At 66.2% G+C, this 23504-nt stretch carries 19 protein-coding genes; 8 read left to right on the top strand and 11 right to left on the bottom strand.

Annotated features, from left to right (window positions below; all coding sequences use genetic code 11):
- The coding region (locus AX681_RS04840) for an SLC13 family permease (RefSeq protein ID WP_197424236.1) at positions 1-286 on the top strand (286 nt) is incomplete at its 5' end.
- Between the two features lie 50 nt (positions 287-336).
- Positions 337-702, top strand: coding sequence for a TFIIB-type zinc ribbon-containing protein (locus AX681_RS04845; RefSeq protein WP_082737920.1), 366 nt, complete (start codon positions 337-339; stop codon positions 700-702).
- A 177-nt stretch (positions 703-879) separates the two neighbouring features.
- Here the strand turns inward: AX681_RS04845 and AX681_RS04850 are convergent, their stop codons facing one another.
- Positions 880-2304 (bottom strand): aldehyde dehydrogenase family protein, encoded by a 1425-nt coding sequence (locus tag AX681_RS04850; RefSeq protein WP_066662441.1) that lies wholly within the window; start codon positions 2302-2304, stop codon positions 880-882.
- An 89-nt stretch (positions 2305-2393) separates the two neighbouring features.
- On the opposite strand from AX681_RS04850, the gene AX681_RS04855 reads away from it, so the two are divergent.
- Positions 2394-3368, top strand: coding sequence for a quinone oxidoreductase family protein (locus AX681_RS04855; RefSeq protein WP_066681901.1), 975 nt, complete (start codon positions 2394-2396; stop codon positions 3366-3368).
- A 3-nt stretch (positions 3369-3371) separates the two neighbouring features.
- On the opposite strand, the gene AX681_RS04860 is transcribed toward AX681_RS04855, so the two are convergent.
- Both AX681_RS04860 and AX681_RS04865 read right to left on the bottom strand, forming a co-directional pair.
- Positions 3372-3983 carry a flavodoxin family protein gene (locus AX681_RS04860; protein ID WP_066662435.1) on the bottom strand — a complete coding sequence of 204 codons (612 nt, stop codon included), beginning with the start codon at positions 3981-3983 and terminating at the stop codon, positions 3372-3374.
- Positions 3984-4018: 35 nt separating this feature from the next.
- Complete coding sequence (locus tag AX681_RS04865; RefSeq protein WP_066662444.1) at positions 4019-5314, bottom strand: M20/M25/M40 family metallo-hydrolase; 1296 nt, start codon at positions 5312-5314, stop codon at positions 4019-4021.
- Between the two features lie 126 nt (positions 5315-5440).
- Between AX681_RS04865 and AX681_RS04870 the strand changes: the two genes are divergently transcribed.
- Positions 5441-6232 (top strand): hypothetical protein, encoded by a 792-nt coding sequence (locus AX681_RS04870; protein ID WP_066662425.1) that lies wholly within the window; start codon positions 5441-5443, stop codon positions 6230-6232.
- Positions 6233-6385: 153 nt separating this feature from the next.
- Here AX681_RS04870 and AX681_RS04875 read toward each other — a convergent pair whose 3' ends face one another.
- The 4 genes from AX681_RS04875 to AX681_RS04895 form a co-directional block, all read right to left on the bottom strand.
- Positions 6386-7435, bottom strand: coding sequence for a phytase (locus AX681_RS04875; RefSeq protein WP_066681903.1), 1050 nt, complete (start codon positions 7433-7435; stop codon positions 6386-6388).
- 141 nt (positions 7436-7576) lie between these two features.
- Positions 7577-10363 carry a TonB-dependent receptor gene (locus AX681_RS04880; RefSeq protein WP_066656174.1) on the bottom strand — a complete coding sequence of 929 codons (2787 nt, stop codon included), beginning with the start codon at positions 10361-10363 and terminating at the stop codon, positions 7577-7579.
- A 686-nt stretch (positions 10364-11049) separates the two neighbouring features.
- Positions 11050-12462 carry a type I glutamate--ammonia ligase gene (gene glnA, locus AX681_RS04890; protein ID WP_066681904.1) on the bottom strand — a complete coding sequence of 471 codons (1413 nt, stop codon included), beginning with the start codon at positions 12460-12462 and terminating at the stop codon, positions 11050-11052.
- A gap of 127 nt (positions 12463-12589) precedes the next feature.
- Entirely contained in the window at positions 12590-12928 is a 339-nt protein-coding gene (locus AX681_RS04895) for a P-II family nitrogen regulator (protein WP_066662348.1), read from the bottom strand.
- Between the two features lie 287 nt (positions 12929-13215).
- On the opposite strand from AX681_RS04895, the gene AX681_RS04900 reads away from it, so the two are divergent.
- Positions 13216-15027, top strand: a complete 1812-nt coding sequence (locus AX681_RS04900) for a DUF885 domain-containing protein (RefSeq protein ID WP_066662346.1) — start codon at positions 13216-13218, stop codon at positions 15025-15027.
- A gap of 135 nt (positions 15028-15162) precedes the next feature.
- On the opposite strand, the gene AX681_RS04905 is transcribed toward AX681_RS04900, so the two are convergent.
- The 4 genes from AX681_RS04905 to map form a co-directional block, all read right to left on the bottom strand.
- Positions 15163-17139 (bottom strand): hypothetical protein, encoded by a 1977-nt coding sequence (locus AX681_RS04905; protein ID WP_066681905.1) that lies wholly within the window; start codon positions 17137-17139, stop codon positions 15163-15165.
- A gap of 94 nt (positions 17140-17233) precedes the next feature.
- Positions 17234-18433, bottom strand: coding sequence for an NAD(P)/FAD-dependent oxidoreductase (locus tag AX681_RS04910; protein WP_066660519.1), 1200 nt, complete (start codon positions 18431-18433; stop codon positions 17234-17236).
- Between the two features lie 118 nt (positions 18434-18551).
- A complete protein-coding gene (locus tag AX681_RS04915) occupies positions 18552-18734 on the bottom strand; it encodes a hypothetical protein (protein ID WP_066660511.1) in 183 nt (60 codons plus the stop codon).
- 13 nt (positions 18735-18747) lie between these two features.
- Positions 18748-19575 (bottom strand): type I methionyl aminopeptidase, encoded by an 828-nt coding sequence (map, locus tag AX681_RS04920; protein WP_066660522.1) that lies wholly within the window; start codon positions 19573-19575, stop codon positions 18748-18750.
- A gap of 63 nt (positions 19576-19638) precedes the next feature.
- On the opposite strand from map, the gene AX681_RS04925 reads away from it, so the two are divergent.
- From AX681_RS04925 to AX681_RS04935, 3 genes are all read left to right on the top strand, one after another.
- Positions 19639-20394, top strand: coding sequence for a competence/damage-inducible protein A (locus AX681_RS04925; RefSeq protein WP_066660508.1), 756 nt, complete (start codon positions 19639-19641; stop codon positions 20392-20394).
- Between the two features lie 86 nt (positions 20395-20480).
- Complete coding sequence (locus AX681_RS04930; RefSeq protein WP_066660497.1) at positions 20481-21902, top strand: M16 family metallopeptidase; 1422 nt, start codon at positions 20481-20483, stop codon at positions 21900-21902.
- A gap of 1 nt (position 21903) precedes the next feature.
- Positions 21904-23319, top strand: coding sequence for a M16 family metallopeptidase (locus tag AX681_RS04935; RefSeq protein ID WP_197424237.1), 1416 nt, complete (start codon positions 21904-21906; stop codon positions 23317-23319).
- Positions 23320-23504 lie beyond the last annotated feature (185 nt).

Here is a 23504-nt window from a genome sequence, read left to right on the forward strand (position 1 = left end):
GGCGGTGACGCCGTTCCTCAACAATGCCGCGACGGTACTGGTGATGGCGCCGATCGCCGCCACGTTCGCGGGCGATCTGGGGCTGCGGCCGGAGGCATTCCTGATGGCGACGGCAGTCGGCGCGGGCTGCGATTTCCTGACCCCGATCGGGCACCAGTGCAACACGCTGGTGATGGGGCCGGGGGGCTATCGCTTCAGCGACTATGCGCGGCTGGGCGCGCCCCTCTCGCTGATCGTGCTGGTGGTCGGCACGCCGCTGATCCTGTGGGTCTGGCCGGTTGCGTAAGGATGGGGCGCTTCCTACCTGCCCCCTATCGACCACGACAGGAGTAGCCGATGCGAACCCCCGAAGCCGTTGCCGGAATGCTGTGCCCCGTGTGCAAGGTGGGCCTCCATATGAGCGACCGGCAGGGGATCGAGATCGATTACTGCCCGCAGTGCCGGGGCATCTGGCTCGATCGCGGCGAGCTGGACAAGATCATCGAACGTAGCGGCGTCGCCGACGCCCCCGCCGCTCCGCAGGCCCCGCAACCGCCGATGCCGCCCCAGCCGCCGATGCCACCGCAGGGCAGCCCGTGGCCGCAGCCGGGCGGTTATCCGCAGCAGCCGGGCTATGGTGGCGGATACGGCCATCAGGGCCACGACCCGCGCTACTACAAGCACAAGCGCAAGAAGAGCTTTCTGGAAGAGCTGTTCGACTAAACCAACTCCTCCCCCAGCTCGCTGGGGGAGGGCGACCGCCGCCGCAGGCGGTGGTGGAGGGGCGGCTGCGTAGACAGCCGTGAACAGCTCGGCAAATTCCGCCGTCTGACGACGGCGGCCCCTCCGTCAGCGCTGCGCGCTGCCACCTCCCCTGCGGAGCAGGGGAGGAATGTTAAGTCACGCCAGCGCGCCGACCATCGCCTTCACTTCCATGAATTCGGCGAGGCCGTATTTGCCGTGCTCGCGGCCATTGCCGCTCTGCTTGTAGCCGCCAAAGGGCAGGTCGGGGTTGGGCTGGCCGCCATTGATATAGACCATGCCGGCGCGCAGGCGTGGGGCGACGCGCTTGACCGCTTCGGGGCTGCCGAACACCACCGCCGACAGGCCGTAATCGGTGTCGTTGGCGATGCGGACGGCGTCTTCCTCGCTGTCATAGGGAATGATTGTGACGACCGGGCCAAAGATCTCCTCGCGCGCGATCGTCATGTCGTTGCGAACGCCGGAAAACAGCGTCGGCTTGACGAAATAGCCGGTGTCGATGCCGTCGGGGCGGCCCGGGCCACCGGTCTCCAGCGTCGCGCCTTCCTCCAGCCCCTTGCGGATCAGGCCCTGGATCTTCTCCCACTGGGTCTTGTTGACGACCGGACCGATATGGCGGCCTTCTTCGGACGGATTGCCGCAGGTCGTCGCCTTCATCACCTCGGCAGCGGCAGCGGCGGCCTCCTTTTCGAGCGCGGCGGGGACGAGCAGGCGGGCGGGGGCGATGCAGCTCTGGCCCGAGTTGAGCAGGACGCTGAACAACGTGCCCTTCACCGCCGCCGCGACATCCGCGCCCTCCAGCATCAGCGAGGGCGATTTTCCGCCCAGTTCTTGGTGCACGCGCTTGACCGTGTCGGCGGCGTTCTTGGCAACCGCGATGCCGGCGCGGGTCGATCCGGTGAAGCTCACCATGTCGACGTCCTTGTGGCGGCTGAGCGCGGTTCCGACGCCGGGGCCGTCGCCATTGACGAGGTTGAACACGCCCGCGGGCACGCCCGCGGCATCCATCACCTCTGCAAAGATCGCGGCGCAGCTCGGCGCTTCCTCGCTGGGTTTCAGGATCATGGTGCAGCCGGCCGCGAGCGCGGGCGCGACCTTCGACACGATCTGGTTGAGCGGCCAGTTCCACGGCGTGATCATCGCGACGACGCCGATCGGTTCATGGACGACCAGGCTGTTGCCGACCGCCTCCTCGAACTCGAACTCCTTGAGCGCGCGCGCGGCAGACATCAAATGACCGATGCCCGATCCGACCTGCGCGGTCTTGGCGAGGCTGAGCGGGGCGCCCATTTCGGCGCTGATCGCCTGGGCCATGTCGTCCATGCGCGCCTTGTATTCGGCGATGACGCGCTCGATCAGTGCGAGGCGATCCTCGACACTGGTACGGCTGAAGGTCTCGAACGCGGCCTTGGCAGCGGCGACCGCCTTGTCGACATCGGCCTGCGACCCCAAAGTGATTTCGGTGGTGGCAGCTTCGGTAGCAGGATCAATAACTTGATGGACAGTTCCACCCTCGCTTTCGACCCATTGGCCGCCGATATAGTGTTTGAGATAGCTGCGCATCCTGGTCTCCGAAAAATTTGAGGTTCGGGTATGGAGGCTTATGTGGCGAGCGGGGGCACGGGTTGCAACCTGAAACTGGAGATGAGGCAATGGCGCGGCAGGCAGTGATCCGAACGACCGGCGGACCGGAGGTGATCGCGTGGGTCGAGGTCGATCTGCCGCCGCCCGGCCCCGGCGAGGCGCGCGTGCGGCACGAAGCGGTCGGGCTGAACTTCATCGATACCTATCACCGATCGGGCCTGTATCCGGTGCCGCTGCCGAGCGGCCTCGGCAGCGAGGCGGCCGGGGTGGTCGAGGCGGTGGGGGAGGGCGTCACCGCCGTCGCGGTCGGCGATCGCGTGACGACCTATGGCCCCGCGCTCGGCGCCTATGCAAGCGCGCGCAACGTCGCGGCGGATGCGCTGTTGGCGATCCCCGATGGCATCGGCTTCGACGTGGCGGCGGCGGTGACGCTGAAAGGGTGCACCGCCGAATATCTGATCGAACGCTGCGCGCGGGTGCAGCCGGGACAGACGGTGCTGGTTCACGCCGCCGCTGGCGCGACGGGCCAGCTGATCGTCCAGTGGCTCAAGCATATCGGCGCAACCGTGATCGGCACGGTCGGCTCACCCGACAAGGCCGAGCGCGCGCGGGCGATCGGAGCGGATCATGTCATCGAGTACAAGCACGAGGATATCGCCGCGCGGGTGCGCGAGATTACCGGGGGCGAAGGCGTGCCGGTGGTGCTGGACGGGGTCGGCGGATTGACCTGGGAGGCGTCGCTCAAGTCCGCGGCGCGGCGGGGGATGATTGTGAGCTTCGGCAATGCTGGCGGGCCGGTGACGGGGGTTAACCTCGGGACGCTGAGCCAGCATGGTTCGCTGTTCGTGACGCGGCCGACGCTCTATCATTACTATGCGACGCCCGAGGAGCGTACGGCGGGCGTGGCGCGGGTGTTCGATCTGGTCGCGCGCGGGGTGCTGCAGGTCGAGATCGGGCGGCGCTATGCCCTTGAGGACGCAGCGGAAGCGCATCGCGCCATCGCCGCCGGGGAGACGATGGGCGCGACGTTGCTGATCCCGTGAGCGTCAGCCTTCGCCGGGATAGGGTTTGGTCTTGAGCAGCCTGGCGAGGTGTGCGGCGTTGCCAGCGACCATCGCGGCGGTTTCCTTGACCTTCTTCGGCGTCTTGTCGAGGTCCTGAAAGTCGGTCGAGCCCATCGCTTCGCCGACCCAGTAACAGGCGGCGACGGCGGGGATGGTGTAGCCGACATCGTTCAGCGCCTGAAACAGCTGGGCCGAGCTGAAATGCGCGCCGTCCTCGTTACCGACGATCGCGGCAACCGCGACCTTGGAAGTGCTCGGCATCCGGCCCTGGTCGTCGGTTTCGGAGATGAAGGCGTCCATGCGCTCGAGTACGCGCTTGGCGATGCTCGAAATCTGACCCATCCAGATCGGGCCGCCGAAGATCAGGATATCGGCGGCGAGGATCTTTTCACGCAGCGCAGGCCAGGCGTCGCCATCGCCCTCGTCCGACGTCACGCCGGGCTTGATATCGAGCGCGGCGACGCGGACGGTTTCGGTGATGGTGACGTCATGCCTGGCGAAAGCGTCGGCAAGGACCGCGATCATCGCATCGGTGGAGGACCGCTCGGACTCATCGGCCTTGAGCGTGCAGTTTAGAGCTAGAGCGTTCAGCATCCCCGCAGGACGCGCGGGGATGCCGAAGCGTTCCGTCAGTCGCGTTTTTCGCGGCTGAGGCGGGTGATGAACACAGCGCTGCGCAGCGCCTGAAGCGGGATCGAGGTCAGGTCGATCCACTCACCCTCGGCATGCGCGCCGCCGCCCGCGACGCCGAGGCCGGCGAGCGTGTCGACATCCGCCGCGACGAAGGCGCTGTCGGCGGCGCCGCGGCGGGCGGGGTCGATCTCGGCCATTTCGGGGAGCTTCAGGTCGCGGTTGACGGCGTTGAGCTTGGCCAGCAGCGCGCGGTTGCCGTCGGTCGGGGCCATTGGCGGATAGCCCTCCTGAAAGTCGATGGTCGCGGTGGTGCCGGGCAGGTTCCTTGCCACGATCGCGGTCATCGCGGCGCGGGTCTTTGCCTCCTGCTCGGGCGTGAGCGCGCGCAGGTCGCCGCGTGCGATGGCTTCGGCGGCGACGATGTTGGTCTTGCCGCCCGCGCTGACCTGATAATTGTTCTCTGCGAGCGTCGCGGGGGTGCCGGCTGCCATCACGCCGACGTTGAAGGTCAGATTCTGCTCGGGCAGCGTGCGGCGGAATTCGTCGAGGATGCGCGCCAGTTCATAAGCCGCGCCATAGCCGAGCGACGCGCCGAACACGCCGCTGCTGTGCCCGGTCTTGCCGGTGGTGCGCAGCGTCCAGTTGACCGAGCTGCGCCGCGCGACCGTGCCGAGATCCTTGCCATCCTCGCGCGCGAGATTCTCATATTCCAGCGCGACATCGGCCCATTTCCCTGCGGCGATCAGGTCGCGGCGCGCAATCTCCATCGGCGCGCCGGTGCGCTCTTCATCGCCGGTCAGCACGATCTTGATATCGGCGCTCCTGAGCGTCCCCGCCGCCTGCATCGCGCGCATCGCGGCGATGATCACGACGATCCCACCCTTGTCGTCGCCGATGCCCGGGCCGGTGGCGCGGTCGCCGGTGCGGACGAAGGTCTGGAACGGGCTTTCGGGTTCGAACACGGTGTCGAGATGCGCGATCAGCAGGATGCGCTTGCCCTTGCCATTGCCCTTGTGCGTCGCGACCAGATGCCCGGCGCGGCCGGTTTCCTTCATGTCGATCCACTCGACGGCAAAGCCGAGCGGCTCCAGCTCGGCGCGCACCATCTGGCCAACCTTGGTCACGCCATCGATGTTGAGCGAGCCGGAGTTCTGATTGACCAGCTTCTCCAGCAGCGCGACGTGGCGGTCGGTCTCCGCGGTGATGGTCGACGCCATCTTGCTTTCGACGGGGGTCTGCGCCGCAGCGGGGAGCGCGGCGAGCAGGGCGAGCGGGGCGAGGGCGCGGAACATGCCGCCGTTAAAGCCGCTGCAGCACGGCTCGGCAAGGGCATGCGATTGCTTCACTTCGGATGCGATCACATCCAAAAGGAATGGCGAGCGGGGCTCTCCGCGTTAGACCAAGCGCGGGGGGTGCCGATGTTTCGATGGTTTGGGCCGAAGCTGCCGATCGACCGCGACGAGTTCGAATGGCTGCTCGCCGTGTTCGCCTGGCTGATCCAGACGGTCGATCGCGACAAGGCGTATCGCGATGCGGTGCTGATCCTGCCGACGCGCGATTTCTTCCCGCCCAGCGCGGCAGAGGGGCATGATCGCGCGATCGAGCTGTTCGAACAGGTGCGCGCGCATGCCGGCATGGCGGGATGGGATTGCGCGTTGGTGCCGGGCGAGGGGGAGCGGGAGACCTGGATCGCGCCGGGCCATGCGCTGAAGCACGAATACAGCCCGCCGGGCGGGACGTTCGGCCATGATGGCGAGCGGGTGATCATCACGTACAACCCGTCGGCACTGGCACGTCCGGCCGATCTGGTCGCGACCTTCGCGCATGAGCTGTCGCATTACCTGATCCATGCCGATGGCAGCATGCCGCCGGGCGGCGCGGCGCTGGAGGAACATGCCACCGATGTCGCGGCGGTGTTCCTGGGCTTTGGCGTGTTCATGGCCAATGGCGCGAAAAATTTCGCGCAGTTTCACCGCGATGGCGAGCAGGGCTGGGAAATGCGGCGGCAGGGCTATCTCAGCGAAGAGGCGCTGACGGCGGCGCTGGCGATCTTTGTCCGCATGGCGGGGGCCGAGGCGGCGGATGCGGAGGCCGAGTTGAAAGACTATCTGCGCGGCGTGTTTCGCAAGACGCTGGCGGTGATCGATCAGGACTATCCGGCGCTGCGGGAGACACTGGAGACCGCCGATCTTGGCGACTGGAGCAATTGAACCCGCTCCGCCAGCCGCAGCGGAGTTCGAATGTGCGGTATCGAATCGCTGTTGGAGCGCGGAAAATTCCAAAGCGAACATGTCGCGGGACAACGCGCCGCCGGTCGTTACCGGCGTTTCACCTTGTGCCGCGCAATGTCCGGTCAGTGCGCTTTACTGGATGCCCAGTGCCGCCTTGATGTCCGCCCAGGCGACGAACTTGAAGTTCTGGGCCTTGGGCGGGTTGTAGCCGTCCTGCGCGACGAACAGCCCGCCGGGATAGGCCGGGCCGAAATCGCCGGGGATGAAGTCGATCCCGTCGGTTTCCTCGGTCGCGCCGATCGTGCTGCCCGCGGCGATGCGGAAGCGGCCGACATAGGAATCGTCGGACAGGCGATACACGGTATAGGCGTGGTCGCCCTGGCTGCTGACGATGACGTAACCGCCATTGCCGGTGCCTTCGGGGACGAGGGTCACGCCCTCGACATCGATCACCAGCTTTTGCCCATCGGCCGGCGCGATCAGCGTGCCGGCGACCGGACCATCGGCGCGGGCGTCGAAGCGCCACAGCCCGACATTTTCCTCACCGACATAGAGGCGGCCGGTGCGGTCGTCGGCGGCGCAGCCCTCCGATTGCGTTCCGAGCTTCATCGTGCGGACGATCTTGCCGGTCGGAGCCGCGCCGGACAGGTCGAGCGCAACCTGACGGATCGTGCCGTCCTTGATCACGTTGAACGCATGCAGCGTGCCGCCACTGGCCATCAGGCAGACGCCATAGGCTTCTCCTGCGCCGACGGGGACGATGCCGAGCGGGATCAGCTTTGCGGTCGTTGTGTCGAGCCGGAACAGCGCGAGCTTGGCATTCTTGCGGTCGTTGCGGTCGCTCGCCGCGACGATGATGCCAGCTGCCCCCATGTCCTTGAGGTCGACATTGTTCACCTGCCCCGCGTCGATGAAGAAGCGGTCCTTGCCGCTCAGGTCATAGACGTGCAGCCCGGCCTTTTTGTCGGTGCCGACGATCAGGCTCGCCGCCGGGTTCGCCGGGTTGCGCCAGATCGCGGGATCGTCCGCGGCATCGGCATTGGCCGTCGCGACCGCATCGGTCTCACCGCGCGCCTGGACGCTCGCTGCGGGGGTGGTGGGGATGACCGGGACGGGACGCCCGGAGGAAGCGCAACCTGCAGCCAGCAGCGGCAGCAGCGCGAGGGTGAGGTGCCTGATCATAGTCGTTACGCCCGTGCCACGATCGGGATGTGGCGGCTAGAGGGTTCCCCAGCTCCGGCCGATCGATCCTGCCCGGGACGAAGGTGCCGCGCCAGCGATGGGTCCGCTGCCGACCGGGGATCAGGCGGCAGCGGAAACCGATCAGAAGGTGACGCGGATACCGCCGCTGAAGCGGCTGCCAAAGCGCTCCCACTCGATCGTCTGATTGGTGGTCGTTGGCGTCGGCGTGCCGGTCGCGGTGAGCAGATTGCCCGGCTCCGAATAGCGACGGCCCGGATTGTTGAGCAGGTTCGATCCGTCGACATACAGCTCGACATTCTTGTTCAGCGCGTAGCGCGCCGAGATGTCGAGTTCGTCGTCCGCCGCCCAATAGGTGTCGCCGGCATCGCTCAGATCGTCGGCGATGCCGTCGAGCCAGGTGCTGCGCTTCTGGAACTGGACGCGGATCGACAGGCCGTATTTCTCGTAATAGCCGCCGACGTTGAACACCACGTCCGACGTGCCGGGCAGGCGGACCTTGCGGTCCGGCACCGCGCCGATCGCCGGCTTGGTCACTTCGCTGTCGTTGACCGTGACATTGGCCGAGATGCCGAAGCCGCCCATCCATTCCGGCAGGCCGAGCTGCTCGGCCCACGGCTCGAGCTGGAGTTGCGCTGCAGCTTCCGCGCCGAACACGCGGCCGTCGCCGCCATTGGTGATGCCCGTGAACACATAGGCCGAGCGATCGATGCCGCCGCTGTTCAGCGCGTCCGAATTGAAGGTGCGGGTCTGGCGATACAGCACATCCTCGACCCGCTTGTAGAACAGGCCGACCGACAGGTAGCCCTGCGGACGGACATACCATTCGAAATAGGCGTCCACGCCATAAGCGCGCTCCGGCTTCACCGCCGGGTTGCCGCCCGAGATCGTCGCGTTGGTGTCGTTGACGACGACGTTCGGCCGCAGCTGATCATAGTCGGCACGGGCCGCGCCGCTGTTGAACGACAGGCGCACCTTCTTCGAGTCGTCGAGATTGTAGTTCACGTGCAGGCTGGGGAAGACCAGCGTGCTGTCGGCTTCGGCCGTGACCAGGCCGGTCGTCGCGCCGACCGTGGCCACCGCGATGCCGCGATTGGTGACATGCTCGATCCGCGCACCGCCGACGATCGAACCCCAGTCATAGCGCAGCGTGCCCATCGCGAAGCCGGCATAGACCTGCTCGCGCACGTCAAAGTTGTTCGCGGTGACGGGGTTGAAGGTGTAGAGGTTCCGCGCATTGGCGCTGGCCGAGCGCATCTGGCCAGTGTCGAAATAGCGGAAGTCATACCCCATCGGCAGCGCGCCCTGGAACGGCGTGTTGAGCGAGAAGAGGTTGTAGTCGGTGGCAATGCCGATCGCGGTGAATTGCGCCGCGGTATTGAGTACGAGGTTCTTCTCGTCCGCCACCTTGGTCCGCTGGTCGAACTGGAAGCCGAGCTTGAAGGTCGCTTCCGCACCGAGGAAGTCGGCTTCGCGGCTGAGGATCAGGCGACCGGTATAGGCCTTGGTCGTGTCGACCGCGTCGAGGATCGTCAGCCCCGTGAGCGGCTTGGTGAAGCTGTCGATATTCGTCACGCGCGTACCCGCCTGATAGCGGGTCGGGCCGCTGAGCTGCACCGTGTTGTAGAGCAGCAGCGTGCTGGTGTTGGGATCGCGGAAATCGTAGATCACGGTCGGGCGGAGCGTGCGGGTGCTCGGGCTTTCCCAGGTCGCTTCGCCGACGACCGAACGGTCATCCTTCGATTCGGTGTAGTTGCCGAGCCAGTTCAGCTTCCACCCGTCGCCGAACTCGTGCGTGCCTTCGAGCGTGTTGGTGAAGATCGACTGGCGGAACTCGCGCAGCGTCGAACGCTGGCGGATGTCGATGCCGTAGATCGTGCCGAATGCCGGGGTGTTGCCGATGCAGATATCGGCATAGCCGGTGGTCGTCGGCGACGGGTTGAACGCGGTCGAGCAGGCGGCGGTGTTCGCAACCAGATCGCCCTGACGGTCGTCGAGGTCGAAGCGGTAATTGTCGCGCGCCTCGTCGTCGGTGAAGATCGTGTAGACCGAACGGATCGAGATTTCGTTGTTGTCGTCGGGGCGCCAATCGGCGCGGCCCGAAACCGACCAGTTCTTGCGCGTCAGGCGATACAGTTTGTTCTCGGCCTCAGCCGCCCAGAAACGCGTGGTGGCACCGGGACGCTGATCCTGCGACACGCGCTCGTAATCGGTCTCGAAATTGTCCGTGACCATGTCGCGCTGATAGAAGCTGCCCGAGAAGAGCAGGCCGATGTCGCCGATCCCGGTTTCGAACCGGTCGGAGAGGACCGCCGACGCTTCATATTCGCGGCGCTCGCCCAGTGTGGCATAGCCGGTGCCGAGCTTGCCGGCGAGGTGGAAGCCCGAATAGTCGAAGGCCGAGCGGGTGATGACGTTGACATTGCCCGCAACGGTTTCGCCGGGCATGTCGGGGGTCACCGCCTTCGATACGATGATCTTGCTGGCGATCGCCGACGGAATCGAATCGAGGCGCGCATCGCGCCCTTCGGGGCTGACGACGTTGATGCCGTCGAACGACAGCGTGGTCCAATAGTTCGGCGCGCCGCGGATCGACACATAGCGCGCCTGACCCTGATCGCGCTCGACCGCGAGGCCGGGGAGGCGGCCGGCGGCCTGGGCGATATTCTGGTCGGGCAGGCGACCGACGCCGTCGGCGGCGGCGACCGAGACCAGCGAGTCAGAATTCTTCTGGGTTTCGAGCGCGGCGGCTTCGGATTCGGCGATCGGGCGCGAACCGAGGATGACGATTTCATCCTTGTCATCGGCGGTCGGCGTTTCGTCCCGGGCATGGGCCGGAGCGATGAAGGCGAGCGTCAACGGAACCAGGCTGGCGCCGGCAAGCGCGCGGCGAATCGAACGGTGCAGCATGTTATCCCCCGAGATGAGTCGAGGGCGCGCCTAGGTGACGTGCGTGTCAGTTCCGCGCGATTCGGGTGTCAGAACGGTTGCGTAACGATGACTCTTTCGTGACGTTGCGCTGCGGTAACGGTGCGGGAGAGCTGGCGGCCGCGATGCGTTCAGCGCTTGGGTCCCTTGGGCGTAGCGGGCGTCGCAGGCTGAGGGGCAGGTCCTCCGAGGGTGTTGACCACGACCCGCGCGTCAGCCTCCGCGCCGGTGGCAACATATGTCGTCTCAATCCCCATCGTGCGGGTGGACACCGCGCTAGTGACGGAAAGAGCCGACGACACTGCGAAGCTTGCCTGGTCAAGCGCAGATTGAACGCCAGATTGATATGCAGATTGCGCGCCGACATCGGTCGCCGCGCGAAGCTGAGCGCTGAGGACGTCGTTCGGGCCCTGAGTGTTGATCGCGGAAAGCGGGTCAGGGAGCGGCGGCATCGGTGGGAGCGGTGGCTTTGGACCTGGCATCATCGTCTCCAACACGGCCGGGCGGGGATCGCGCGCCGGTTCAGCCTGGATCATGCCCGAAACGATCCCGATCCGAAACGACATTTTAGACGTTGCCGGCCGGATCAAAAAAACGCCCGGGCCTTTCGACCCGGGCGTTGCTGTCCGGCGCCGCCTCCCCCGAAGCGGCGACGAAGATTCGGCTGATCAGGCCGAATAGTACATGTCGTATTCGACCGGCGACGGCGTCATTTCCCAGCGGGCGACGTCGGCGCGCTTCAGTTCGATATAGGCTTCGATCTGATCCTTGCTGAACACGTCGCCCTTGAGCAGGAAGTCCATGTCCGCCTCGAGGCTGTCGAGCGCTTCGCGCAGCGAGCCGCACACGGTCGGGACCTGGCTCAGCTCTTCCGGCGGCAGGTCGTAGAGGTTCTTGTCCATCGGGTCGCCCGGATGGATCTTGTTCTGGATGCCGTCGAGGCCGGCCATCAGCAGCGCGGCGTAGCAGAGATACGGGTTGGCCAGAGCGTCCGGGAAGCGGAACTCGACGCGCTTTGCCTTCGCACCCGCGCCGTACGGGATGCGGCACGAGGCCGAGCGGTTGCGGCTCGAATAAGCGAGCAGCACCGGGGCTTCGTAGCCCGGCACCAGGCGCTTGTAGCTGTTGGTGGTCGGGTTGGTGAAGGCGTTGAGCGCCTTGGCATGCTTGATCACGCCGCCGATGAAGTAGAGGCACATTTCCGACAGGCCGGCATAGCCATTGCCCGCGAAGAGCGGCGTGCCCTTGTCCCAGATCGAGATGTGGGTGTGCATGCCCGAGCCGTTATCTTCCTTGATCGGCTTCGGCATGAAGGTCGCGGTCTTGCCATAGGCATGGGCGACCTGATGCACGACATACTTGTAGATCTGCATGCGGTCGGCGGTCTGCACCAGCGTGCCAAAGGTCAGGCCCAGCTCATGCTGCGCTGCGGCGACTTCATGGTGGTGCTTGTCGCAGGGCAGGCCCATTTCGAGCATGGTCGAAACCATCTCGCCACGGATGTCGACCGCGCTGTCGACCGGCGCGACGGGGAAATAGCCGCCCTTGGCGCGCGGACGGTGGCCGAGGTTGCCGCTCTCATATTCCTTGCCCGAATTGCCGGGCAGTTCGATGTCGTCGATCGCGTAATAGCTGGTCGAATAGCTGTTTTCGAAGCGGACATCGTCGAACATGAAGAATTCGGCTTCCGGGCCGACATAGACGGTGTCGCCGATGCCGAGCGACTGGAGATATGCCTCCGAACGCTTCGCGGTCGAGCGCGGGTCGCGGGCATAGAGCTCACCGGTCGAGGGTTCGACGATGTCGCACACCAGGATCAGCATCGGGGTGGCCGAGAACGGATCGGTCCAGACTGCGTCGAGGTCGGGCTTGAGGATCATGTCCGACTCGTTGATCGCCTTCCACCCCTCGATCGACGAACCGTCGAACATCAGGCCGTCGGTCAGCTCATCCTCGCCCAGCACGGATGCGACCATGGTGAGGTGCTGCCACTTGCCCTTGGGGTCGGTGAAGCGCAGGTCGATCCATTCGATCTCCTGATCCTTGACCATCTTCAGAATGTCGGCGGCGGTATTAGCCATGGAACCAAGCCCTTTCTGTTTTGCCCTGGTCCGCCCCGGTTGAGATCCGGGTGCGGAGAATCATGTTGCGCTGCATTGCAGCTTCGTGAAATTTTTGCAGTGCGTCAATTCGGCGCGCTGCAGCCCGTCAGATCGCGTTCTCGTCACGCTCGCCGGTGCGGATGCGCAGCGCGGTTTCGATGGCGGTGACGAAGATCTTGCCGTCGCCGATGCGGCCGGTCTGTGCGGCATTGGCGATCGCCTCGACCACGCGGTCGGCCAGCGCGTCCTCGACCACCACTTCCAGCTTCACCTTGGGCAGGAAGTCGACGACATATTCCGCGCCGCGATACAGTTCGGTATGTCCCTTCTGCCGGCCAAAGCCCTTGGCTTCGGTCACGGTGATGCCCGACACGCCCACTTCGTGCAGCGCCTCCTTCACCTCATCCAGCTTGAACGGCTTGATGATGGCTTCGATCTTTTTCACGGTTCTTTCCCTTCGTGACGCCGGAGCGAATCCCGACCGGCCCGGTTCCGCGGCCAAGCTGACGGCGGAATGGATCACGATCAAGCGGAACGCCCCTGTCGCGCGACTTGCATGCGGCGTGCCAGTTTGGCGAGCCGCGCAAATGCGAAGGGCGGCGGCGGCGGCGGGTTAACAACTGCCTAACAAATGGGCAGCGCAGCGCTCAGGTTGCGCGATTGCGGTGCAGCCTTGCGCGAGCGGGGAGCGGGTGTAATGTCCGCCTATCACACCGGTCCAAGGATTTCCCGATGCGCGTTCCGCTTCTCGTCGCCGCCCTGCTTGCCGGCGTCTTCGCCATGCCCGCCGCCGCGCAGCAGCAACCCGCCCCGGCGGCACAGCCGGGCGAGGGGGCGGAGGATGCCAAGCTCAAGGCGCTGTTCCACGCCAGCGACGAGGCATCGCTGAAGCGCCAGCCGCTGATGGCGCTGTTCCGTGGCGACATGCGTTATGCCGACCAGCTGGGCGAATATTACACCGATGCCTTCATCGCGGCGGAGAAGGCGGCGAATGCGGCGGACTTGGCGGCGCTGCGGAAGATCGACCGCGCGAAGCTGACCAAGGTCAACCAAATCGCGTATGACGTGTTCGAGGCGGATCAGTTGCGCGCGCAAAAGGGGTTCGACGACAGGCTGCTGGCGGTGACGAAGTATCTGCCGATCGACCATTTCACCGGCTTTCAGGCATTCTACCCCAGCTTTGCGTCGGGCGAGGGCGCGGCACCGTTCAAGACGGTGGCGGATTACGAGAACAATCTGAAGCGCAACGCGCAATATGCCGCGACCTATGACCGCGTGATCGGCCTGTTTCGCGAGGGGATGAAGCGCGGGATCGTCCAGCCCAAGCTGGTCGTCACCAACATGGTCGGCCAGTTCGACAATCTGATCGGGCAGGGGGTGGAAGGGTCGGTTTTCTACGCGCCCGTCACCAAATTCCCCGACGGGATTTCGGCGGCGGATCAGGCGCGGCTGAAGGCCGCCTATGCCGCGCAGGTCCGCGACGTGATCCTGCCCGCGCACAAGAAGATCCGCGATTTCCTGGCCAATGACTATCTGCCCGCCGCGCGCGACAGCGTGGGCACCTCGGCACTGCCGGGCGGGGCGGCGGTCTATGCCTATGCGATCGAGAGCAACACGACGCTGCCGCTGACCGCCGATTATGTCCATGAGTTGGGGCTGTCGGAGGTCAAGCGCATCCTGTCCGAAATGGAGACGCAAAAGGCCAAGGTCGGGTTCACGGGTACGCTGCAGGATTTCTTCACCCACCTACGCACCGACAAACGCTTCCAGCCCGAAAGCGCCGAAGCACTGCGCCTGGGGTTCGAGGCGATCGGCAAGCGCGTGGATGCGCGGATTGGCGAGCAATTCTCGCTGATCCCGAAAAGCCCGCTCGAGATTCGGCCCGTCCCCGCCTATCGTGAAAAGACCGATGCGGCGGGCAGCTATTCGCAGGGCACGCCGGACGGGTCGCGGCCGGGGGTGTTCTACTTCAACACCTATGACCTGCCGACGCGCTACACCTGGGGCATGGAGACGTTGTACCTGCACGAAGGCGCGCCGGGGCATCATTTCCAGATCAGCCTGGCACAGGAAAATGCGGCGCTGCCCGCCTTCATGCGCTTTGGTGGCAACACTGCCTATGTCGAGGGCTGGGCGCTCTATGCCGAGACGCTGCACGACGAGCTGGGGGTCGCGGTCGAGCCGTATCAGCGCATGGGCGGCCTGAACGACGAGATGCTGCGCGCGATGCGGCTGGTGGTCGATAGCGGGCTGCACGCCAAGGGGTGGAGCCGCGATCAAGCGATCGATTACATGGTGACCAACTCGCCGATGTCGCGGACCGACGCGATTGCCGAGGTCGAGCGCTATATCGCGATGCCGGGCCAGGCACTGGCGTACAAGATCGGTCAGCTGACGATCCTGAAGGCAAAGGCCAAGGCCAAGGCGGCACTGGGCGCGAAGTTCGATCCGCGCGGCTTCCACGCCGCAGTGCTGGATACGGGCGCGCTGCCGATGCCGGTGCTGGAGAAGAAGATCGACGATTGGGTGGCGGGGGTGAAGTAGGGGGTGTTCCCCACATTATTGTCACCCCGGCCTCCATGCCGGGGTCCACTCTGCCTCGCTTCCTGCGATCGAGCCTCTTGCTTGGCGCTCAGCATCCCGGTGGACCCCGGCACAAGGCCGGGGTGACCACTTTAGCTAGCGGCTCGCTTTCCACGCCGCCTCGACCATCAGCCGCGCGGCTTCGGTGCGCTTGCGGGCGAGGGCGAGGTCGCTGAGATTGGCGCGTGCGGCGTCGCCGGTGAAGCGGGCCGAGGTCCGCGCGGCGAGCGCGATGCGGGCGGGGGCAAGCGCGGCACCGGCGCGGCCGGACTGGAGCAGCGCGCGGGCGAAGGGTTCGGCGACGTCCAGAAGCTGCGGGCTGTCCGCGCCGTAGATGCGCGAAGCCGCCGCGATGCGTTCGGCGAACAGGCGGGCGCCTTCCTCCTTGCCCTGCAGCGTCAGGTTCGCGGCGAGCGCGCGCAACGCTTCGGTGCGGTATTCGCCTTCCCACGGGATCATGTCGTTGCCCTCGATCTTTGCCAGCAACAGGCGGCGGATCGGTTCGGCCTGCCCGGCGCGGCCCTGACGTTCCAGCAGATGGGCAAGGCGGGCGCGGGCGAAGACATTCGGGTCGTCGAACATCGCGGCAATGTTCATCTTGTCGTCGCTGTCGCCCAGCGCCAGCGCCTCGCGCGCATGCGCCTCCGCCTCGGCGAGCGCGCCCGAGGCTTCGAGCGCGTCGGTGCGGGTGAGCAGGTAGAACATGCGCCGCCATTCGTTGACGTCCTTGGCCTTGCGGACGCGGGCGATGCCGTCGGCGGTAAAGGCGAGCGCGTCCGCGACCAGCCCGCGCGCGAGCAGGGTGCGGGTGATGCCGGCAAAGGCCTCTCGCGAGTCATTCTCGTCGAAGCTGTCATAGCGCAGCGAGAGCGCCCAGATGCGGCGGTAGAGCAGCTCCGCCTCGGCCATGCGGTTCTGCGCCTCCACCGCGCCGGCAAGTTCGATGACATAGATCAGCGCACCATTCGATTCCGGCCCCCAGCGTTTCTCGGCCAGGGCGAGCAGGTCGATCAGGATCGGCTCGGCCTTGGCCGGGTCGCCGGTTTCGACATAGAGGTTGGCGAGCACCGATCCGGCATTTTGCAGCGCAAGATCGTCGATCTTCATCGTCCGGCGATAGAGCGGCCAGACGCGCTCATAGATCGCGATCGTGGCGGCATTGCCGCTGCCAGTCTGGCCCGCGACTTCGATCAGCCGGTCGGCGGCGCGGCGGGAGAGTGGCGCACCGGGGGTGTCGCCCACCGCCTGCTGCACCGCGCGGATGCCGGCCTCGACCTCTCCCATCGCGAACATCAGCGCGAGTTCGGCGTCGGCGGGCGGCGTGCCGGGCGCGCGCGCCTTGGCATAGGCGGCGCTGGCACCGGCAAAGTCTCCGGCGGTGCGCAGGATCTGGCCCTGCACGCGGTAGAGGTCGCGCACGGCATCGGGGGCACGTGCGGCGGGGCGGTCGAACGCGGCGATGGCGAAGGCGACGAGGCGGGCGGCGCGGGGCTTGTCCTGCCCACCCCAATTCTGGACGCTGACCGCGCGTTGCGCCATGTCCTTGGCGAAGGCGCGTTCATATGCCGGGTCGGCGGCGGCGAGGAACGGGGCGAGGAAGGCGCGGGCGCGCGTCTCGTCACCAGCGAGGACGAGGCCGTAGGCCATGAAGAACAGGTCGTCGATATCGTCCGGTGCGACCGGGCCGGTTTCGCTGGTGCGCTCCGCCGCGCCCTTCATGCGATAGGCCGAGGTCAGCCAGGCCCAGCGGGCGAAGGTCGCGAAGTCGCGTGCCTTCATCGCGGCGCTGCGCGCTTCGAGCCAGCGCGAATAGACGTCGAACTGGGTCTGGTCCTGCAGTTTCGCGACATCGTCGGCAGGGCCGGCGAGGGCGAGCGCTTCGCGGATCAGCGGGGCGGCGTCGGCGCGGCGCCCGGCGATGAGGTGTTCGGTCGCCTGGATCAGCAGCGTGTCGGCGCGGGCCTGCGCCTGGGGCGGGATCGCGGGGAGTTGCGCCGGAGGCGCGGCGGGCGCGCCCTGCGCGAGCGCGGGCAGGGCGAGCAGCAGGCCGAGGGCCAGGACGGTGATACGCATGCGATCCTCCCGTGCGGCGTTGTGGCAGCGGGGCGCGGGGGCGGCAACGGTCGAAATCGGGCAAGTGTCGGAAAAGGCGTCAGATCAATGGGGTTCAGATCGCGATCCCCGCCGCCCAGCCGCTCGACCAAGCCCATTGGAAGTTATAGCCGCCGAGCCAGCCGGTGACGTCGACCGCTTCGCCGATCGCGTAGAGGCCGGGGACGTTGCGGGCTTCCATGGTTTGCGAGGAGAGATCGGCGGTGCTGATGCCGCCGATCGTCACTTCGGCCTTGGCATAGCCTTCGGTGCCGTTGGGGTGGAAGGTCCAGGCGACGAGGGTGCGCTCGGCTTCGGCGAGGCGCTTGTCGGCGATGTTGTGGAGTTCGCCGTCGAGCGCGAGTTGATCGGCGAGCGTGTCGGCGAGGCGATTGGGCAGAGCGTCGCCGAGCAGCTTGCGCAACGTGGTGCGCGGGGCGGTGCGCTTCGCCTCGGTCAGCCAGCCGGGCGCGCGGTCGGGGAGGAAGTCGATTTCGACCGGCTGACCGTGGCGCCAATATGAGCTGATCTGGAGGATCGCCGGGCCGGACAGGCCGCGATGGGTGAACAGCGCGGCTTCGCGGAACGTCGTCTTTCCGGCGCGTGCGGCAACCGGCGCGGCGACGCCGGAGAGTTCGCGGAACAGCACCTCGTCGCCGCCGAGCGTGAGCGGGACCAGCGCGGGGCGGGGCTCGACCACCTTGAGGCCGAATTTGCGGGCGAGGTCATAGGCGAAGCCGGTCGCGCCCATTTTGGGGATCGACGGGCCGCCGGTGGCGATGATGAGGGCGGGCGCGGTGGCGGTGCGGTCGCCCCATGTCACCGTGTAGCCGCCGTCGGCGTGGCTCACGTCGCGGATCGCGTGGCCGAGCGCGATTTCGACTGCGCCCCGGTCGCATTCGTCCAAAAGCATCGCGACGATCTGCTTCGCGCTGCCGTCGCAGAACAGCTGACCGAGTGTCTTTTCGTGCCAGGCGATGCCGTGCCGGTCGACCATTTCGATAAAGTCATGCTGTGTGTAGCGGCGCAGCGCGGACTTGGCAAAATGCGGGTTGGCAGAGAGGTAGCGCTCGGGCGCGATGCCGAGATTGGTGAAGTTGCAGCGCCCGCCGCCGGAGATCAGGATCTTCTTCCCGACCTGTTCGGCATGGTCGATCAGCAGCACGCCGCGGCCGCGCTGACCGGCGGTGAGCGCGCACATCAGGCCAGCGGCGCCTGCGCCGAGGATGATGGCGTCGTAGGAGGTGGGGGTGGACAGGGCGGCGCTTTCCAACATTTGTCACCCCGGCCCTGTGCCGGGGTCCACCGGGCAGCAGGCGCGAAGCGAGAGGCTCAAGCGCCGGATGTGCGGCACAGTGGACCCCGGCACAAGGCCGGGGTGACAATGAGGGTGATTACCGCAGCTTCGCGATGGTCAGGCCGTCCTGCTTGGCGCGGTCCTTGACCGATTCCTCGCTGCGGGTCAGCGCCTTGGCGATGGCTTTGAGCGCCATGCCCTTCTTGGCCAGCGTGTGCAGCTTCTGGATCTCGTCCTGCCGCCACGGCTGGCGGTGGCGTTCGAACTTGCCTTCGGCCATTAGGCGCCAACTCTCACAGATACGGCGGGTTGTGGCGGCCGGTGGGCGACTGGGTGAAGATCTCGCAGCCGGTCTCGGTAATGCCGATCGAATGTTCGAACTGGGCCGAGAGCGAGCGGTCGCGCGTCACCGCCGTCCAGCCATCGTCGAGCAGCTTCACGTCCGGGCGGCCGATGTTGATCATCGGTTCGATCGTGAAGAACATGCCGGGCTTGAGCTCAGGCCCGGTGCCGGGGCGGCCGACATGGACGACTTCGGGCGCATCGTGGAACACGCGGCCCAGGCCGTGGCCGCAAAAATCGCGGACGACGCCGTAGCGGTGCTTTTCCGCATGGCGCTGAATCGCATGGCCGATATCGCCCATCGTGTTGCCGGGCTTGGCCATTTCGATGCCGATCATCAGGCATTCATAGGTGACGTCGACCAGACGCTTCGCCTTCAACGGCACGTCGCCGACGAGGTACATGCGGCTGGTATCGCCGTGCCAGCCGTCGAGCAGCGGCGTCACATCGATATTGACGATGTCGCCGTCCTTCAGCGTCTTGTTGCCCGGAATGCCGTGGCAGACGACATGGTTGATGCTGATGCAGCAGCTGTGCGTGTAGCCGCGATAGCCGAGCGTCGCGGGGACCGCGCCGCCGTCGAGCGTCATGCGGCGGACGATATCGTCCAGCTCCGCCGTGGTCACGCCGGGCACGACATGCGGCACCAGCGCGTCGAGGATCTCGGCGGCGAGGCGGCCAGCGGCGCGCATCCCGGCGAAGCCATCCGGGCCATAGAGCTTGATCGCCCCGTCGCGGGCGAAATTGGTGTCGGCGGTTACGGTCACATACTCGGTCATCGCGACCATATAGGGCCTAAAGGGCAGCTTTGCGAGCGCGGAGACGCACGCTATGGCAACCCCATGAGCGAGCGCATCTGGACCGCCGGGCTGGTCATCATCGGGGACGAGATCCTGTCGGGTCGCACCCAGGACAAGAATGTCGCGCAGATCGCGATCTGGCTGAACGTGCAGGGCATCCGCCTGTCCGAAGTGCGGGTGGTGCCAGACGTGGAGCAGCGGATCATCGAGGCGGTGAACGCGATCCGCACCGGATATGACTATTGCTTCACCACCGGCGGGATCGGGCCGACGCATGACGACATCACCGTCGATGCGATCGCGGCGGCGCTGGGCGTGCCGGTGGTGGTGCATCCCGAGGCGCGCGCGGTGCTGGAGCGCTATTACGAGACGCGCGGCGGGCTGACCGAGGCGCGGCTGCGCATGGCGCGGGTGCCGGAGGGGGCGGACCTGATCCCCAATCGCATGTCGGGCGCACCGGGTATCCGGGTCGGCAATATCTTCATCATGGCCGGGGTGCCGCACATCACGGCGGGCATGCTCGACGCGCTGACCGGCACGCTGGAGGGCGGCAAGCCGGTGGTCAGCGGGACGATCGGATGCTGGGTCGCCGAGAGCGAGGTCGCCGACATCCTGCGCGCGACCGAAAAGGCGCATGAAGGTGTGGCGATCGGCAGCTACCCGTTCTTCCGCGAGGGGCGGGTGGGGGCGAATTTCGTCGTTCGCGCGACCGATGATGCGGCGGTCGCGGCATGCCTGGCCGACCTCACCGCCCAGCTGGAGGCGAGCGGGCGCGGGGTGGTGCAGGGCGGGATCTGATCCAGCCGCGATATTCGACCAACGCCCCTTGCCCTCACACGCTGTACTGATAGGGTAATACAGTGAGTGAGTCAGAGGGGATCGCCATGACAGTGAAACGATGGATGACCGCGCTTGCGCTGGCCGGGGCGGCATTGCCGCTCGGGCTCGCCGCGACGCCCGCCGCGGCGCAGACCGCGCCGGCCAAGCTGCAGGTCGATATGCAGTATTTCACGCTGCCCAACGGGTTGCGCGTGGTGCTGGCCAAGGACACGCTGAGCCCGACGGTGACGGTCGGTGTCTATTACGGCATCGGATTTCGCATCGAACCGCGCGAGCGCACCGGCTTTGCGCATCTGTTCGAGCATCTGCTGTTCCAGGGATCGAAGAACGCACCCAAGGGCGTGCATATCAGCACGATCAGCAATGCCGGCGGCATCCTGAACGGATCGACCCGCTACGACTTCACCAACTATTTCGAGGTGGTGCCGTCCAACGCGCTGGAGCGGATGCTGTGGCTGGAGGCGGATCGCATGTCCGCGCCGGTGATCAACGACGAGGTGCTGAAGAACCAGCAGGGCGTCGTCGGGAACGAAGTCAAGGTCAACGTCCTCAACCAGCCCTACAGCACCTGGCCGTGGATCGACCTGCCGATGCTGGCCAATACCAACTGGTACAACAGCCACAATTTCTACGGCGAGCTGAAGGAGATCGAGGCGGCGACGGTCGAGGATGCCAAGCAGTTCTTCGACAGCTTCTACAAGCCGTCCAACGCCGTGCTCGTGGTGGCGGGCGACATCGACTATGCCGCGACCAAGGCGATGGTCGAGAAATATTATGGCTGGATGCCCAAGGCGCCGCCGGTCAAGCTGCCCGACATCAGCGAGCCGCGCCAGACGGCGGAGAAGTTCCGCGCGCGCACCGACAGGCTCGCCCCCAAGCCCGGCTGGGCAGCAGGCTATCATGTCCCCGCACGCGGCACGCCCGAATGGTTCGCCATGGGGCTGATCGACCAGATGCTGGTCAAGGGCAATGACAGCCGCCTGTACCGCAAGCTGGTCGCCGAGACGGGAATCGCGGGCGAGGTGAGCGGGGGGATCAACTTCCCGCTGGGCAACATGTTCAACTATCAGGGACCGATGCTGTGGAGCTTCAACTTCACGCATGACGCCAATCGCAGCCGCGACGAGATCAAGGCGGCGGTGGATGCGGTGATCGAGGAGCTGCGGACGAAGAAGGTGACGCCGGAGGAGCTGGCGCGGGCGCGGACCAAGATGCGCTCCTCGCTCTATTCGACGATCGACGGGACCGGACGGATCGGCCTCATTGACCTGCTCGCCGTCTATGCGCTGTTCGACAATGACCCGAACAAGGTCAACACGCTGGAAGACGGGTTCGCCAAGGTGACGCCCGAGCTGATCCAGAAGACGGCGCAGGAATATCTGCGCCCCACCAACCGCTCGATCTATGTCATCGATCCCGGTGCGGCCCAGCCGGCCGCGCCCGCCGCTCAGCAAGGAGGCAAGTGAGATGCGCCGCATGATCGCCAGCCTGACGGCTGCCGCCCTGCTCGCCGCGCCGATGGGCGTCGCCGCGCAGGAGCTTCCCTCGACCCCGCCGCCGATCCCCGCGCCCAAGCCGTTCAAGGTGCCGGCGAGCGAGACCTATGTCCTGGCCAACGGGATGAAGGTGACGCTGATCCCCTATGGCGTCGTGCCCAAGGCGGTGGTGTCGCTGCAGACCTATACCGGGTCGATCAATGAAGGGCCGGACACCTGGCTCGCCGGACTGACGCTCGACATGATGCGTGAGGGCGCGGGCGGCATGACCGCCGCGCAGATCGCGCAGAAGGCCGCCGAGATGGGTGGCGGGATCGGGACCGGGGCGGGTGCGACCTCCTCCAGCGTGTCGATCAACGTCCTGTCGGAGCGGATTGCCGATGCCATCGGACTAGTCGCTGATGTCGCGCAGCGGCCGAGCTTTCCGGAGACCGAGTTGGCGCGGGTCAAGGCCAACTGGAACCGCCGCCTCGCGATTGCGCTGACCCAGCCGGGGACGCTGGCCAATGCGGCGGTGACGCGCGCCTATTACGGCACCGACCATCCCTATGGCCGGGTGCTGCCGACCCCGGCGCAGTTCAACGCCTATGACGCGGCCAAGCTCAAGGCGTGGCATGCGGCCAATTTCGGGGCGAAGCGGTCGCACCTCTACATCGCCGGGCGCTTCGACGCGGCGGCGGTGAAGGCGGCGGTCGAGAAGGCGTTCGGCGGCTGGGCCGCGGGGCCGGAGCGGGCGCTGATCCCGGTCAATCCGAAGCAGGGTCCGCAGGTGCTGCTGATCGACCGTCCGGGTGCGCCGCAATCGACGATCAACCTGGTCTTCCCCGCGCCCGACGCCGGGACGCCGGGCGATATCCCGACGCGGGTAATGAATGCGCTGCTGGGCGGATCGTTCAGCTCGCGCATCACGCGCAATATCCGTGAGAATAAGGGCTATACCTATTCGCCGGGTTCGGGTGTGTCGTTGCTGCCGACCAACGCGCTGTGGACCTTCAACGCCGATGTCACGACCACCGCGACCGGCCCCTCGCTGACCGAAGTGTTCAAGGAAATCCGCGAGCTGCAAACGACCCCGCCGGGAGACGAGGAAGCGAACGGGATGCGCCAATATATGGCCGGACTGTTCGCGATCCAGAATTCGACCCCGGGTGCGCTGGTCAACACGCTGGCGACGCGCGACGCGCTCGGCCTGCCGCGCGACTGGCTCGACAAGTATGTTCCGTCGACGCTTGCGGTCGCCAATGCGCAGATCAGCGAGGCGGCGAAGCGCTTCCCGCTCGACAAGCTGACATTGGTCGTCGTCGGTGACCTCAAGGTCGTCACGCCGCAGCTCCAGGCATTGCCGGAACTAAAGGGTATCGAATTCAAGACGGTAACCGTTCCCTGAACAATCGTTCAGCTTGAATGCCAACTAAACACGGGGACGGCGCAAGTCGTCCCCGTTTGTTTTGGAGTAATGCCGAATCATCGACTGGCCGATGGCTGCAAACAACTCGCCGCAATTTTGAGCTGTGGTTGCGACGAATCGCGGGTTCCACTTGTTGACCCCCCGTTATGACCCACACAGCACAT

The sequence above is a fragment of the Sphingomonas sp. CCH9-E2 genome, assembly GCF_001557215.1.
GTDB lineage: Bacteria > Pseudomonadota > Alphaproteobacteria > Sphingomonadales > Sphingomonadaceae > Sphingomonas.